The organism is Bradyrhizobium manausense (assembly GCF_018131105.1).
GTDB lineage: Bacteria > Pseudomonadota > Alphaproteobacteria > Rhizobiales > Xanthobacteraceae > Bradyrhizobium > Bradyrhizobium manausense_B.
On sequence record NZ_JAFCJI010000001.1, the window covers coordinates 2850973 to 2865419 of the forward strand.

General features: G+C 63.1%; 16 protein-coding genes and 1 tRNA gene. 8 read left to right on the top strand and 9 right to left on the bottom strand.

From position 1 onward, the window contains the following. Positions 1–340: 340 nt before the first annotated feature. Both JQ631_RS13570 and JQ631_RS13575 read right to left on the bottom strand, forming a co-directional pair. Positions 341–415: transfer RNA gene (locus JQ631_RS13570), tRNA-Glu, on the bottom strand. 57 nt (positions 416–472) lie between these two features. After that, positions 473–817, bottom strand: a complete 345-nt coding sequence (locus tag JQ631_RS13575; RefSeq protein ID WP_212326842.1) for a hypothetical protein — start codon at positions 815–817, stop codon at positions 473–475. Between JQ631_RS13575 and JQ631_RS13580 the strand changes: the two genes are divergently transcribed. From JQ631_RS13580 to JQ631_RS13590, 3 genes are all read left to right on the top strand, one after another. After that, positions 816–1823, top strand: coding sequence for an RluA family pseudouridine synthase (locus JQ631_RS13580; protein ID WP_212326843.1), 1008 nt, complete (start codon positions 816–818; stop codon positions 1821–1823). The genes JQ631_RS13575 and JQ631_RS13580 overlap by 2 nt on opposite strands. 216 nt (positions 1824–2039) lie before the next feature. Next, positions 2040–2939 (top strand): RNA polymerase sigma factor RpoH, encoded by a 900-nt coding sequence (gene rpoH, locus JQ631_RS13585; protein WP_212326845.1) that lies wholly within the window; start codon positions 2040–2042, stop codon positions 2937–2939. Positions 2940–3118: 179 nt separating this feature from the next. Beyond that, positions 3119–3460, top strand: a complete 342-nt coding sequence (locus JQ631_RS13590) for a hypothetical protein (protein WP_212326847.1) — start codon at positions 3119–3121, stop codon at positions 3458–3460. A 9-nt stretch (positions 3461–3469) separates the two neighbouring features. Here JQ631_RS13590 and JQ631_RS13595 read toward each other — a convergent pair whose 3' ends face one another. The 4 genes from JQ631_RS13595 to JQ631_RS13610 form a co-directional block, all read right to left on the bottom strand. After that, the gene (locus JQ631_RS13595; protein ID WP_349644980.1) at positions 3470–4093 is read right to left on the bottom strand and encodes a peptidoglycan recognition protein family protein; all 624 of its coding nucleotides are present in this window, start codon (positions 4091–4093) and stop codon (positions 3470–3472) included. A gap of 33 nt (positions 4094–4126) precedes the next feature. Beyond that, on the bottom strand, positions 4127–5329 hold the full coding sequence (locus JQ631_RS13600) for a GGDEF domain-containing protein (RefSeq protein ID WP_212326849.1): 1203 nt from the start codon (positions 5327–5329) through the stop codon (positions 4127–4129). A 589-nt stretch (positions 5330–5918) separates the two neighbouring features. Then, positions 5919–6530, bottom strand: coding sequence for a LysE family translocator (locus tag JQ631_RS13605; RefSeq protein WP_212326850.1), 612 nt, complete (start codon positions 6528–6530; stop codon positions 5919–5921). A gap of 57 nt (positions 6531–6587) precedes the next feature. After that, a complete protein-coding gene (locus JQ631_RS13610) occupies positions 6588–6962 on the bottom strand; it encodes a response regulator (RefSeq protein ID WP_212326851.1) in 375 nt (124 codons plus the stop codon). 125 nt (positions 6963–7087) lie between these two features. Between JQ631_RS13610 and JQ631_RS13615 the strand changes: the two genes are divergently transcribed. After that, positions 7088–7918 (top strand): SDR family NAD(P)-dependent oxidoreductase, encoded by an 831-nt coding sequence (locus tag JQ631_RS13615; protein ID WP_212326852.1) that lies wholly within the window; start codon positions 7088–7090, stop codon positions 7916–7918. Positions 7919–8055: 137 nt separating this feature from the next. Here the strand turns inward: JQ631_RS13615 and JQ631_RS13620 are convergent, their stop codons facing one another. Beyond that, on the bottom strand, positions 8056–8862 hold the full coding sequence (locus tag JQ631_RS13620; RefSeq protein WP_212326853.1) for a lytic murein transglycosylase: 807 nt from the start codon (positions 8860–8862) through the stop codon (positions 8056–8058). A 402-nt stretch (positions 8863–9264) separates the two neighbouring features. On the opposite strand from JQ631_RS13620, the gene JQ631_RS13625 reads away from it, so the two are divergent. Both JQ631_RS13625 and JQ631_RS13630 read left to right on the top strand, forming a co-directional pair. Further along, the gene (locus tag JQ631_RS13625; RefSeq protein WP_212326855.1) at positions 9265–9486 is read left to right on the top strand and encodes a hypothetical protein; all 222 of its coding nucleotides are present in this window, start codon (positions 9265–9267) and stop codon (positions 9484–9486) included. 140 nt (positions 9487–9626) lie between these two features. Continuing rightward, positions 9627–9863 carry a hypothetical protein gene (locus JQ631_RS13630; RefSeq protein ID WP_212326857.1) on the top strand — a complete coding sequence of 79 codons (237 nt, stop codon included), beginning with the start codon at positions 9627–9629 and terminating at the stop codon, positions 9861–9863. 12 nt (positions 9864–9875) lie between these two features. Here JQ631_RS13630 and JQ631_RS13635 read toward each other — a convergent pair whose 3' ends face one another. Then, entirely contained in the window at positions 9876–10253 is a 378-nt protein-coding gene (locus JQ631_RS13635) for a thiol-disulfide oxidoreductase DCC family protein (RefSeq protein WP_212326859.1), read from the bottom strand. A 335-nt stretch (positions 10254–10588) separates the two neighbouring features. On the opposite strand from JQ631_RS13635, the gene JQ631_RS13640 reads away from it, so the two are divergent. Both JQ631_RS13640 and JQ631_RS13645 read left to right on the top strand, forming a co-directional pair. Then, entirely contained in the window at positions 10589–11494 is a 906-nt protein-coding gene (locus JQ631_RS13640; RefSeq protein ID WP_212326860.1) for an ABC transporter substrate-binding protein, read from the top strand. A 110-nt stretch (positions 11495–11604) separates the two neighbouring features. Further along, positions 11605–12048, top strand: coding sequence for a CBS domain-containing protein (locus JQ631_RS13645; RefSeq protein WP_212326861.1), 444 nt, complete (start codon positions 11605–11607; stop codon positions 12046–12048). A 120-nt stretch (positions 12049–12168) separates the two neighbouring features. Here JQ631_RS13645 and rpoD read toward each other — a convergent pair whose 3' ends face one another. Further along, complete coding sequence (gene rpoD, locus JQ631_RS13650; RefSeq protein ID WP_212326862.1) at positions 12169–14304, bottom strand: RNA polymerase sigma factor RpoD; 2136 nt, start codon at positions 14302–14304, stop codon at positions 12169–12171. Positions 14305–14447: the final 143 nt, after the last annotated feature.

Consider the following 14447-nt stretch of genomic DNA (forward strand, 5'->3'; position numbering starts at 1 on the left):
CAAAGTGCAATTGGGCTTCTCAGCAGTCGATTTGACGGGCCAGCCGACATGGCGCGCAACGACATTGGTCTTCGGCCAGCCGGCTATAAAGACCGTTTGTCAAATTCTCCCCTGCGATGTGCCCGACACAGCACGGCGCTGAACTCCCTCTTCGTGAGGTGAGTCAGTGATTCAGCTAGACGCTGACAGCCTCTGGAGCGGGGATAGATGTCAGTGCAGGCCGGCGGCGTCAGGGGGCGGATCTCGGCAAGTGACCACAAACGTTCATAGCCGTCCGCAATCGCTTATTTGACGGATATTTGACGACTTTTGCCAAATCCTGCTAAGTCATTGATTTTATTGGCGCTCCCTAGGGGAATCGAACCCCTGTTTCAGCCTTGAGAGGGCCGCGTCCTAACCGCTAGACGAAGGGAGCGTGAGGGCTAGCCAATAGCCTCGAAATTTGTCGGCCGCAAGGACTGCGACCCGCCTTTTATGGCTCATTGGCAAATTTGAGCTTTCCAGCCGGCTTCAAGGTGTGGGCGTCGAAGGTGTGGATCTCGGTGACGCCGCCGATATCGAGCGTGACCACCAGCCGGTCGCCGGCGACGCCGGTGGAGACGATTTTGGCGCCCTTCGGGAGGGTGGCGGTGACGTCGCTCAACGGACCAGCCGCCCTTCCCTCCGACTTGAAAAGGCGGTAGCCCACCGCGATCAGGACGGCGCAGACGGCCAGCGCCGTGGTCAACCCCGCGATCAGCATCATCCGCCGCACCCGCGCGAACAGCGCGGCCTGCTCGGGGGTCTGTTCGGGAACAGCAGTGTCAGACGTCGTCATGGAAAGCCCAGGTTCAGCGCAAAGGTTGGAAGTCGTGGTCGAAGGCGACGAGGGCTCGGCCCGGCTCGACCGCGTGCTGGCAGCACGCCTGCCGGACCTGTCGCGATCAAGGCTCAAGGCCCTGATTCTGGCAGGCGCGGTGAGCCTCAAGGCGGCTGAGATCCGCGACCCCGCTTACCACGTCGCCTCAGGCGACACGATCATAATCGACGTGCCGGAGGCCGTCCCGCCCGAGCCCAAGGGCGAAAATATCGCACTGGATATCGTGTTCGAGGACGACGACATCATCGTCATCAACAAGCCCAAGGGCCTCGTGGTGCATCCCGCGGCCGGACACGAGACCGGCACCCTGGTGAACGCGCTGATCGCCCATTGCGGCACTTCGCTGTCGGGCATCGGCGGGGTGCGCCGGCCCGGCATCGTGCACCGGCTCGACAAGGACACCACCGGGCTGATGGTGGTCGCCAAGAACGATCTCGCGCACGCCTCGCTCACCGCTCAATTCGCCGATCACGGCCGCACCGGGCCGATGCGGCGCGGCTATATGGCGTTCGCCTGGGGACTGCCCGGCCGGCATCGCGGCACGGTCGATGCGCCGATCGACCGCCATCCACATGCGCGGGAGAAGATGGCGGTCCGCCAGGGCGGCCGCGAGGCGGTGACGCATTGGGAGCTTTTGGAGAGTTTTAATGGGCGCGACGGCAAGCCGGTGGCGGCGCTGCTCGCGTGCGAGCTCGAGACCGGGCGTACCCACCAGATCCGCGTCCACCTCTCCCATATCGGCCATCCTCTGATGGGCGACGCGGTCTATGGCCCGCATTTCAAGACCAAGGCGAACCAGCTCGGGCCCGACTCGCAGGCCGCTTTGACGGCGCTCGGACGGCAGGCCTTGCATGCTTATCTGCTGGTACTCGAGCACCCCAGGACCGGAGAACTTCTTCACTGGGAGGCGGGTCTGCCGGAGGATTTGCTTCTCCTGGAGAGCGCCCTGAAAGCGGCGCTATGACGCAGGGGCTTTGAGAAAAGCCTTACCTTACAAAAAGTTATAGCTGCCACACGGGGACGTGACGTCAGCAATCCTTCCCTTTTTGACCCCCCATGGGGTATATTGCGCCTGCGTTGGAAATGACCAACGGAACATCGCAGCCCGGCCGGCTTTGACAAAGCGGTCGTCTGCCTGGCCCGCCGCTATCGGGGGCCTGAACCTTTGGAGGGCTTATCAATGGCCCGTACCGCTGCTTTGCCGGTCCTCAATGGAGAATCCGGCCTCTCCCGCTACCTCGGCGAAATCCGCAAGTTCCCGATGCTGGAACCCCAGCAGGAATACATGCTCGCCAAGCGTTGGCGCGAACACGATGATCGCGACGCTGCACACCAACTCGTCACCAGCCATCTCCGGCTCGTGGCCAAGATCGCCATGGGCTATCGCGGCTACGGCTTGCCGATCTCCGAGGTCGTCTCGGAAGGCAATGTCGGCCTGATGCAGGCGGTGAAGCGTTTCGAGCCCGAGAAGGGCTTCCGTCTCGCCACCTACGCGATGTGGTGGATCAAGGCGTCGATTCAAGAGTACATCCTGCGTTCCTGGTCGCTCGTGAAGATGGGCACCACCGCGAACCAGAAGAAGCTGTTCTTCAACCTGCGCAAGGCGAAGAGCAAGATCAACGCGCTGGACGAAGGCGATCTCCGCCCCGACCAGGTGAAGATCATTGCCAAGCGCCTCGGCGTCACGGCCCAGGACGTGATCGACATGAACCGCCGCCTCGGTGGCGACGCGTCGCTCAACGCACCGATCCGCGACGACGGCGAGGCCGGCGAATGGCAGGATTGGCTGGTCGACAATTCGCCCAACCAGGAAGCCATGCTGGCCGAGCACGAGGAATATGATCACCGCCGCGACGCCCTCACGGGCGCCATGGGTGTGCTCAACCCGCGCGAACGCCGCATCTTCGAGGCCCGTCGCCTCGCCGATGAGCCGATGACGCTGGAAGACCTTGCCGCCGAGTTCGGCGTGTCGCGCGAGCGCGTCCGCCAGATCGAGGTCCGCGCCTTCGAGAAGGTGCAGTCCGCGGTCAAGGGCACGATTGCAAGGGCCGAACAGGCCGCGCTGGAAGCCGCGCACTGAGCCAAGGGCTTTCGCGGCCCGCGAATTGGCGGATCGACAAGAGACGAAAAGCCGGCGGCAACGCCGGCTTTTTTGTGTGAGCTGAAGCATGGTCGCGCGTGGCGTCGGCAGGCATCTTGAACGCAGGTGAAGGGTCAGCCGACAAACGATATCGGACTACCAGGGAACGGACGCGCGCCGTGTCGATCATCCTGCAATCCACCGTCGGCGGCTTCTCCGCCCAGTTCATGCGCAAGCTGCCGCTGGTCGAGCAGGCCATGCGGGATCACGGGCTCGATCCCACGGAGTTCGTCATCTCCAAGGACTATGCCTCGACCGCGACGATCCCGATCATGGGTCCGTTCTTCTTCAACTACAGCGTCTACTTCGGCGAGGAGGAATTCACCGTCACCGAGCCGAACGACATGGTGTTTCTGGATTACTTCCTCAAGCGCGTGCTGGCCGCCGACGGGCCGCCGGAATTGCCGGAGCAGCCGGGCTTGATCCGGCGTTTGTTCGGCTGGATGGGGCAGCCGGTGTAGGCTCTGCCGCTACTCGCCCCAGGTCCGCGCCAGTGTTGCGAGCCAGCAGCCTTCGCAATAGCGGGCGTCCTTGAAGTCGATCCAGTTATGCGCATAGACGTGGTCGAGCGGAATGCCGTAGCGCGCGCGCAGCACCTGGACCAGGATCTTCCACGCCGCGACCTGCGCCACGGTCGGACCTGTCGCGACATCGGGATAGTTGCCGGCGAACTCGACACCGATCGAATTGTCACGCACGACCTGATGATAGGTCGCGGTGTTGTCGATGTATTTGTTGTCGTTGCGGTTGGCGCCGTCGGTATGGGTCGGCACCAGATTATCGGCAACCGCCCAGTAGACCGTCCCGTCGGTCTCGACCCAGACCATCACGCCGCGCCGGGTCGGATTCCTGGACTGCGCCTCGGCGCCGCCCCGCGCCGAGCCCGATGGCCCCTCGGTCTGGTGCACGATGATGTTGCGCCAGGGGTGGGCGCTCGCAACATCGCCCCACGGCGCGAGCCAGACCATTTTCAGGCCGGGAATGTCGGGCGTGCCGGTGCTCCGCGCGAGCTTGCTGAGCTCGGCGTCCATTGCGGCGACCGGGGCGATCAGAAAGGCGGCGAGAACAGCCGCGACAAGGCGGGACAGCATCACAGGGATCCAACAGCGGACCCAGCGTAGCAGGATCTAGGCGAATTTGCGCGCGGCTTCGACCGGCTCGGGCGCGAGCGGCGGGGCCGGATCATAGACCGCGAAATCGTTCTTGCCGTTCTTCTTGGCGGCATAAAGGGCGTGGTCGGCGTGCGCGATCAGCCTGTCGGGGAATTGCCCGATGCCACGGTCCCATTCGGCAACGCCGATCGAGATCGCAATCGGGATGTCGTTGCCGGAGCAGCCGGCGGCATCCTGGCGACAGACCTCGAGAATACGGCGGGCGATCAGCGCCCCCTCGCGCAAGGAGGAGGACGGCAGCACGACGCAGAACTCGTCGCCGCCGGTGCGGGCGAGCATGTCGCCCGGCCGCAAACGCGTCTGCGCCATCAGCGTAAAATGCTGGAGGCAGGCATCGCCCGCGGCATGGCCATGGGTGTCGTTGATGGTCTTGAAGCCGTCGAGATCGATCACAAGCAGCGAGAACGCTTCGCCGCTGCGCTCCGAGCGAGCGCATTCTTCCGACAGCCGCTGCAACAGATGGCGGCGATTGGCGACGCCGGTGAGATCGTCGAGCAGTGCGAGGTCGGCGACTTCGTTGCGCAGGCGATCCATCGCCATCAGCAGGAAGCCGAAATTGAGCGTCATCGACAGGAAGAGCAGCACCAGCACCATCATGGCATGGGTCTGGCCACCCGCCCGCGCCGAGAAATCGTAACCGAGCAGATTGCCGCCGGTTCGGACTAGGAAGATCCCGATGATGGTGAGGATCACGATGCCGGACAGCCGCGCACCGGGACTGACGCGGCCTTCGGGCGGCGACAGCAACAGACGCAGCGACAGCACAAGCGGCAGGCCCTGGCCAATCGTGTAGCAGAGCATACGCAGCTGCATCTGATCGAAACCGACCATGAAGACCACGACGCCTGCGAGGCTCACGATGGCCGTCGCAAGGATAAGACGCAGATGGGCCGGCCGATCATAGAAGCGCTGAATGCCCATCGCGGCGAGGCAACTCGCCGCCATGATGCCGGCGGCGCCGAACAGCAGCGGCACAGGGGAATCGACGAACAGGCGGATCAGCGCCGCCATCGCACCGGCGGCGCCGACGAAGGCGGATGCCATCCAGTAACGTGCGGCCTCGAATTTCGGATAGGAGCGCGTCACATAGGCCCAGATCAGGCCGAGCGCCGAAAAATTGACGACGAAGACCATCCAAAGCGTCGGTACGTTCAGCATGGCGCCCGCAGCACGCGTAGCGTCCCGCCCCCTGTCTCCAGCAGAAGTTCGTCCATGACCCGTCCCCGTGTTCTTGCGGAGGATCATGCGCGGTTGCGCTTAACGGAACCTCACTGCAACAGTCGAAAGCGTGCCCTTGGTTTTGGATTCGTGAACGGCGCGTTTCGGTTATCAGATCGTTAGGCACGCCGCGATCGTCGACGTGCGATCGCGTCGAAGCTGACCGCGAAGCGGATTCGCGGACAAAAAGCACCCCAAAATGCATCTGAGCTGTGGATAACGGGATGACACAGATGTGACGGCACGGGGCAGAGACGCGCGAATCTGCTGAGTTTGTCATCGAGGATGTTGCGAGGCTGGCCCTCCGCCGAGCGTTCCTCGTGTCGCGTTTCACCATTAACCCTTAAGAGGATCCTATGGCTAAGAAAGCGAAGAAGGCGAAGAAGGCGACGAAGAAGAAGGCCAAGAAGGCCGCCAAGAAGAAGTAGCGCCGCATGTTCTTTGCCCGGGTGGAGCACGCTCCGCCCGGGCGTCGAGTAAGGCTAAGAGAGTTTGAAGACGGCGGGCGCAAGGCCCGCTTTTTGATTGGCTAGCGCTCGGCGAAGGCGAGCTTGGCGCCCAGCAGGGCAAAGCCGGCCGCAAAGGAGCGGCGCAGCCACGCCATCACGCCGGGCCGGGAGATGACGCGCTCGCGCACCGACGCCGCGCACAGCCCGTAGGCGACGAAGACCACAAAGGTCATGGCCATGAAGGCGCCGCTCAATTCCAGCATGCGCGCCAGCATATGCGCCTCGTCCGCCGCGATGAACTGCGGCAGGAAGGCAAGGAAGAAAATCGAGAGCTTCGGGTTGAGGATGTTGATCAGGAAGCCGGTCACGATGACCCGGCCGCTCGAGCGCTCCTTGATCTCACCCTCGACCGCCAGCGTCCCGGTCTCGCGCAGCGCCTGCCAGGACATGTAGAGCAGATAGGCCACGCCGCACCATTTCAGGGCGGCGAAGGCCAGCGCGCTGGTATGGAGCACAGCGGCAAGGCCAAGCATCGCCGCGACCATATGCGGCACGATCCCGAGCGTGCAGCCGAACGCCGCCGCGACACTGGCGCGCGAACCGCGGGTCAGCGCCGCAGCCAGGGTGTAGAGCACGCCGGTGCCGGGCGAGGCGACGACGATGAGCGAGGTGAGCAGGAAGGACCAGGACATGTCCTGTCCCTACCACCCTCGCCGCCTGTCGAGAAGTCACGACCCGGTCAGCGCGCCTCAGTTGAGCTGAGCGATCTCGGCTTCCCGCAGCACGTCGAGCGGCGCCCACGGCTTGGCCCAGAATTTTGCGCCGTCGGGCAAGGGCTGCATCAAGGGGCGGCCCGAGGTGACGACGACGTCGAGTTGCGGATTGCGATCCTTGGCGACGTGGGCGAGCTCGACGCCGCTCATGCGGCCGGCGAGTTGCACGTCGGTCAGCATCAGGCAGAGCGCGCCGGCATTCTTCTCCAGCACACGCTCGGCGGCTTCCGCGCTTTCGCACTGGATGACTTGGTACCCGCTTTCTTCGAGGAGGAGACACAACATCTCCCGCTGCATGAGGTCGTCTTCAACGATGAGTGCCGTTGCCGGAAATGGTTTTGATTGTCCCATTGGTGGCTCCAATGCTTGGCTTTGCCCAAGTAACCCATGTTAAAACTGGAACCGGACGAGGGTTCGGTTCATTTCTGAAAAAATGTACATCCGTGTTCCCCTCGCGGATCTTGACGGGAGGCATCATGACGGTGATTCGCGGCCCCGCCGCCATCACGGGAGCGGCGAGCGGCATTGGTCGCGCGCTCGCAATTGAACTGGCGCAGCGCGGCTGTGACCTCGCGCTGGCCGACCGCGACGAGGCCGGTCTGACATCGCTCGCCGCCGAGATCGGCGCGCGACGCAAGATCAGCGTGCATCGCGTCGACGTCGGCAAGGCCGATGACATCGCGCAGTTCGCAAGCGATGCCATCGCTGCGCATCCCGCGCTCAACATCGTCATCAACAATGCCGGCGTGGCGCTGATGGGGACGTTCGAGGAGATCGACCAGGCGCAGATGGACTGGCTGTTCGACATCAATTTCTGGGGCGTGGTGCACGGCACGCGCGCGTTCCTGCCGCACCTGAAGACGCAGGCAGAGGCGCATATCGTCAACGTCTCCTCGATCTTCGGCATCATCGCGCCGCCCGGCCAATCGGCCTACGCGGCGGCGAAGTTCGCGGTGCGCGGCTTTTCCGAGAGCGTGCGCCACGAGCTCGCGGTCGCGGGCAGCCCGGTCAAATTGTCGGTGGTGCATCCCGGCGGCGTCGCCACCAGCATCGCGCGCTCATCGCGCACCGGAGCTGGCGTCACCGACAACGCGCGCCGCGCGCAGATGATCGACCGGTTCGAGGCCGCGGCACGGACGACGCCGAAGGATGCGGCGCTGCGCATCATCAGGGGCATCGAGCGAAACGAGCCGCGCATCCTGATCGGCAACGACGCTCGCTTCATGGACATCCTGCAGCGCTTCCGTCCGGGAACGTATTGGGCGACGTTGCAGCGGCGGCTGGAGAAGATGGCGAAGGGGACGTGAGGGACGCAATGGCTTCACCTCACCCTCCGCTGCTGTAGGGTGGGCAAAGCGAAGCGTGCCCACGGCTTCCAGCAACGCTAGGATCTGTGGGCACGGCGCTTCGCGCCTTTGCCCACCCTACGAGACCAGCAGCCGCTCTACTGCCCCACCAGCCGGTCGGCAAAATACCCGATCGTCTTGCGGTAGATCACCGCCCTGTTCCACTCGCGCATCGCATCGAAATTCGCCGTGCCTTCGCCATAGGGCTGGCCCATCTTGAAGCCGTTCGAGTGCAGGAGGTTTGCGGTCGAGGCGAGCACGTCGGCGACGCTGTGGCGGAGGTCGACATGGCCGTCGCCGTCGAAATCGACGCCGTACTTGATGTAGGACGACGGCAGGAACTGGGTCTGGCCGATCTCGCCGGCATAGGCGCCGATGAGGTCGCGCAGCGGCAGGTCGCCGCGCTGCACGATCTTGAGCGCGGCGAGCAGCTCGCCCTGGAACAGCTCGGTGCGGCGGCAGTCATGCGCCAGCGTCGCGAGCGTGCGGATCACCGGCAGCTTGCCCATGTCGCCCTTGCCGAAATCGCTCTCCAGCCCCCAGATCGCGACCAGGATCTGCCGGGGCACGCCGAACTGCTGCTCGATGCGCGAGAGCAGCGCCGCATGGCGCTGGAGCAGCGCGCGGCCGCCATTGATGCGCCCGGGCCCGACGCGGGTCGAGACATACTGCTCAAAGCTCTTGTTGAAGGTGTAGCGCTGGCGCCGGTCGAAGGCGAGCACGGCGCCATCCTGGGTGATGCCGCCGAACGCCGCGCTGGTCACGCCCGCCGAGACGCCGGCGGCTTGCGCTTCCGCCGTCATGCTGGCGACGAAGCTGTTGAAGTCGCCGCCGCAGCGCGCGGCCTGCGCCGAGCCGCCGGCCAGCGTAACGATGATTGCGGCGGCGAAAAGCGATCTCAACATCCGAAACATTCCTCATGACGTGGGCGCGAAACGAGCTGCTGATCATGCCCGGGAACGGAACTCGCGTCAAAGCGACCAGACCGATCCATATCGGCTGCCCACGCCAACTGCACCGAAACAAAAACCGGAAAACAACCCCATGCACAGTAGGAATATGGCGGACAATCGATTGCGCCTTTTCCGAATCAACTTGACCCGTCGGGCAAAACAGGGGTATCGTGCCAGCATCGCAAACCTTCGACGTGGCGCCTGCCCGCGCCGCATCCCGAAAGCGTCATGCGATCCACCATCATGGCTGACGATACGGAGTGGCCGCTGCGCATGGTCGCGAGTCCCTGCAGCTCAGTGCCGGCCAGCACGCGCGTTCTCGCGACGCTGCGAGGCGCGGCAAGATGAACAACCATGTCGAAGATCCAGGCATTGCTTTTCGAAATTGCGGGAACCCGTGATGACATCAGCTGCATATCTGATGCGCTTGCTGCGACATCATCGCTGCGACGATTTACCTTGCCATCGCAACGCGCAGGCGATAGTCTTCTATCTCAGGTTGTTGCCCTGCCAGCCCCGGGCGACGCAAGACCAAAACAAGCGGCGGGCTTATCGGCCCGCCGTTTGTTTTGGTGACAGGCCGCTCGCAGGCACCAGGCCGCTGCTGGCCGAAAATGGGCGCAATGCAACAGCTCCGCCGGTATTCCGGTCTCGAGGGATGTCGACATCTGCGCGAAGTCATTTGACTGCGGCGCCCTGATCGACGACAAGCCGCCATGGCCAAAAAACCCGGAACCAACCCGAAGGGCGAGTTCGCCTTTTTCAACGTCTTCTATGAAGACGACACCCAACGCTCCAACCGCCGCGTCCCTGCCGAACTCCTCGGCGGCCTCGACGGCGACGAACCCGCGCGCAACTTCATCATGGAGCAGGACCGCGAGATCGCCGAAAAGGGCGGGCGACCGGCGATCGAGATCAAGCGGATCGAGCGGGTCGGTGCGAAGAAGAAGTAGATCGCGCGGCGCTCACCAGCGCCCGCACCATCTGTTCCAGGCAAACAGCAGATCGGCGAAACGATCGTAGAAGAAGCGCGTGAACGGCAGCGCCACGCGATTGCCTGATAGCGCCGCAAGCCATCCCTCGCGCGGCGTTAACAGCCACAGCGCAATCGCGACATCCGCACCGACGATGAGCCGACCGGCCTCATCGGTCGCATGCAGGCGCCGCCTGATGTCGTCGAGCGAGGCGCCAAACTGCGCCAGCGCATCGGGCTGCTCGTTGATATCCCTGAATTCGACCGTCCCCGCGCGCACCAGCGCCAGCAGCTTGTTGCGCTGCCAGTCGATGCCGGCATCGCAGACGGGGCAGCGGGTGTTGTACCAGACGGTGAGATGAGCCGGCATCGATGCGCCTTTCGCCTCGGAAGTATAGTCCGAGAGAAAGCCAGGTAAACGTCTTCGGCTGAAACTGACGATACGAAGGCTTTGGCCCGTACCGACGAAAACCAGTGATCGTCGAAACATCGGCTGTCGAGGGCAAACCGGAAATGATCGGCGTACTGCCAACTCGACGCTCATGACCCGAAGCAGGCATGATCTCCCACCGCCCGAACGCCTGTGCTAGTGTTGCGGTGGAGACAGTCGGACGCACGAAGGAAAGCATGCGACGTCGCGAGTTCATAAACCTTTTAGGTGGTGGCGCGGCGGCATGGCCCCTCTCGCTTCGGGCACAGAGGCCGATGTCGCCTCTTATCGGTGTGCTCAGTAGCGGACCAGCCAAATTGCGCGAGGATCAGTCCGGGGGCCTTCGTCGCGGGCTAAAGGAAGCCGGCTTCGTCGAAGGCGACAACTTGCGCATTCTGTACCGTGGGGCAGACGATCACTATGAACTCCTGCCAGCGCTGGCGGCTGAACTTGTTAGTCAATCAGTTTCGGTCATCGCAACGGCCGGAGGCCCTGTGGCGGCGCTTGCCGCCAAATCTGCCACCAGCACGATCCCAATCGTATTTGCCGCTGTCTCAGACCCAGTAAAGAGTGGCCTGGTAACAAGTCTCAATCGCCCCGGCGGCAATGTCACCGGAAACGCGGGGCTGACGATTGAGCTCGACGCCAAGCGTCTTGAGTTATTGAGTGAGCTCGTTCCAGCAGGCCGGCCATTCGGAGCGTTGATCAACGCCAATCGTCCCGGTGTTGATATCGAGGAGAACGATCTGCTTGCGGCGGCAAAGAATTTGGGTCGCGAGCTGGTGGTTCTTCGGACGAGTGACAGCGCCTCGATCGAAGCTGCCTTCGAGAAATTGGCCCAATTTGGAGTCACTGGCCTGGTCGTCGGCGCCGACGCGCTCTTCAACGATAACCGGCCGCGTGTTCTCTCGCTCGCAGCATACTACGCGATGGCCGGCGTCTATCCTTGGCGCGAATACGTGACCGCCGGTGGGCTCATCAGCTACGGGGCCAATTTGCTCGAGGGGTACAGGCTGTCGGGCGTATATGTCGGCCGTATCCTGAAAGGGGAAAATCCGGCAAATCTGCCTGTGGTCCAACCGGACAAGTTCGAATTTCTTATCAATCTTCGAACGGCGAAAGCACTCGGACTTGTCGTTCCGCCAGCGATAATTGCACGTGCCGATGAGGTTATCGAATAGCAAACGCCATCCCGCTTACATCGGCGCGGTGCAGACAAGGCAAGAAATTTCGACCAGCCTTCAATGCAGACCGTCAAAGCGGTGGAGGACAGGTCCACGAGGGGAGATAGATGAGCACAGTTAAAAGCGCCCTGGCCCAAAAGAGAGATGTTCTGATCCATGTTCGTTCCGGCGACAAGGTCGTCGAGGCCTTGCGCCAGATGCACGAGAATCGGGTCAGGTCGGTACTCGTCATCGACGACGACGTGCTGGTTGGTATCGTGACCCAGGGCGACTGTGCGATCAAAGTACTGCTGCCCGGGCTCGATGCGAAGCAGACGCCGGTGGGCCAAGTGATGACGGCCAACCCGGTGACCATCAAACCGGACGATCCGCTGGAAGGCTGCATGGCAATGATGGCTAAGCGCGGCTTTCGCCATCTGCCAGTGCTGAATGCCGGAAAGGTCGTGGGCGTGATCTCGATCGGAGACGTAGTCAAGAACATTATCCGGGATTTGGAGCACAACGTGGACGACCTGATGGGCTTCATCATGAGGGATGGCCCCGGGGGCTGACGGACGATTTGCGGCTACGCAATTTTGTCGCGAGCTCCTCGCAATGACGGGAGCGAGAGCCGGGTCAAAGAAAAACGGCGGGCTGTTGGCCCGCCGTTTTCGTTCTGATTGAAATTCGGATCAATTATCCAAGAAGCTCCGCAGCTTCCGCGACCGCGACGGATGCTTCAGCTTCCGCAACGCCTTCGCCTCGATCTGCCTGATGCGTTCGCGGGTCACGCTGAACTGCTGGCCGACTTCTTCCAGCGTGTGGTCGGTGTTCATGCCGATGCCGAAGCGCATGCGGAGCACGCGTTCTTCGCGCGGGGTGAGCGAGGCGAGCACGCGCGTGGTGGTCTCGCGCAGGTTCGACTGGATCGCGGCGTCGATCGGCAGGATCGCGTTCTTGTCCTCGATGAAATCGCCAAGATGCGAATCCTCCTCGTCACCGACGGGCGTTTCGAGCGAGAGCGGCTCTTTCGCGATCTTGAGGACTTTTCGCACTTTCTCGAGCGGCATGCCGAGCTTTTCCGCGAGCTCTTCCGGGGTCGGCTCGCGGCCGATCTCGTTGAGCATCTGGCGGCTCGTGCGCACGATCTTGTTGATCGTCTCGATCATGTGCACGGGGATGCGGATGGTGCGCGCCTGGTCGGCGATCGAGCGGGTGATCGCCTGCCGGATCCACCACGTCGCGTAGGTCGAGAACTTGTAGCCGCGGCGGTATTCGAACTTATCGACCGCCTTCATCAGGCCGATATTGCCTTCCTGGATCAGGTCGAGGAATTGCAGGCCGCGGTTGGTGTATTTCTTGGCGATCGAGATCACGAGACGGAGGTTGGCTTCCACCATCTCCTTCTTGGCCTGGCGGGCCTCGCGCTCGCCCTTCTGCACGGAGTGCACGATCTTGCGGAACTCGACGATCTCGAGGCCGGTCAGCGCGGCGAGCTGATGCACCTCGTGACGGAGGTCCTTGATGCGGTCCTTCTCGTGATGGACGAAGTTCTTCCAGCCCTTGGCCGAGAGTTTCGAGACGCGGTTGAGCCAGCGCGGATCGAGCTCCGAGCCGGTGTAGTTGCGCAGGAAGTCTTCGCGCGCGACGCCGTGGCTGTCGGCGAGGCGCATCAGGCGACCCTCATGCGAGACGAGGCGCTTGTTGATGTCGTAGAGCTGCTCGACGAGTGAATCGATACGGGCCTGGTTGAGGCGCAGCGACTTCACCTCGACGATGATCTCGTCCTTCAGCTTCTTGTACTTGCGCTCCTGGTGCGGCGAGAGCGACTCGTTCTGGAGCTGGTTCTGGATGTCCTGCTCCTGAAGCTTGCGCAGCTTCTTGTAGCTGTCGGCGATCTTGTCGAAGATCTCGACGACCTTGGGCTTGAGCTCGGCCTCGATGGCCGCAAGCGACATCTGGTTCTCGAACTCGTCGTCCTCGTCCATGTCCGCTTCGGCAGCGGCCTCGCCCGGATCCTTGGTCTCGCCGCCGGGGGCGGGCTGGGCTGCGCGGAACGGGGTCGGGGACGGCGGAGCTGCGGGCGGCGCGACATGCGACGGCGCACCGGCGGTTGCGGCCTGGCCGCCTTCGGCGGACGCTTCGCCATTTTCGCCGTTCGGACCCGCGATCATCGCGTTGTTCATGCCGGCCTTGGCATCGGGCCCGGCATAGGTCGCTTCGAGATCGATGATGTCGCGAAGGAAGATCTTTCCTTCGTTGAGCTCGTCGCGCCAGATGATGATGGCCTGGAAGGTCAGCGGGCTTTCGCAGAGGCCCGCGATCATCGCCTCGCGGCCGGCCTCGATGCGCTTCGCAATCGCGATTTCGCCTTCGCGGGAGAGCAGCTCGACCGTGCCCATCTCGCGCAGATACATACGCACGGGATCGTCGGTGCGCTCGCCCGGCTCGCTCTTCTTGACTTCGGTGACGGCCTTCTGGGTGACCTCGACGAGCTCGTTATCGGTCTCGTCCTCGCCGCCCTCGTCCTTGTCCTCTTCGCCTTCGCTATCGTCGGCTTCGGTGACGTTGATGCCCATGTCCGAGAGCATGGACATGATGTCCTCGATCTGCTCGGGCGAGGTCTGGTCGGACGGCAAAACTTCGTTGAGCTGATCGAAGGTCACGAAGCCGCGCTTCTTGGCCTGCTTGATCATCTTCTTCACTGCCGCGTCGGACAGATCGAGCAACGGCGACGGCGCGTCCTGGGAATCCTTCTCCGGAGCGTCCGCTGCCTTGTCGTCTTTTTCCTTGTCCTTCGCCTGCAGCGTCTTTGCCTTGGTGGCCATCCATTGCTCCTAAACGCGTTTCATGCGGGACGTTGCGCGCGCCCGCGTGAAATCACTTGAACTTGTTGCTCGACGCTCTCGCTTCGCCAGATCTCGACACGGAAAGGGCGGCGCGCACATATCTCGCCACCCCGACCTTCTCT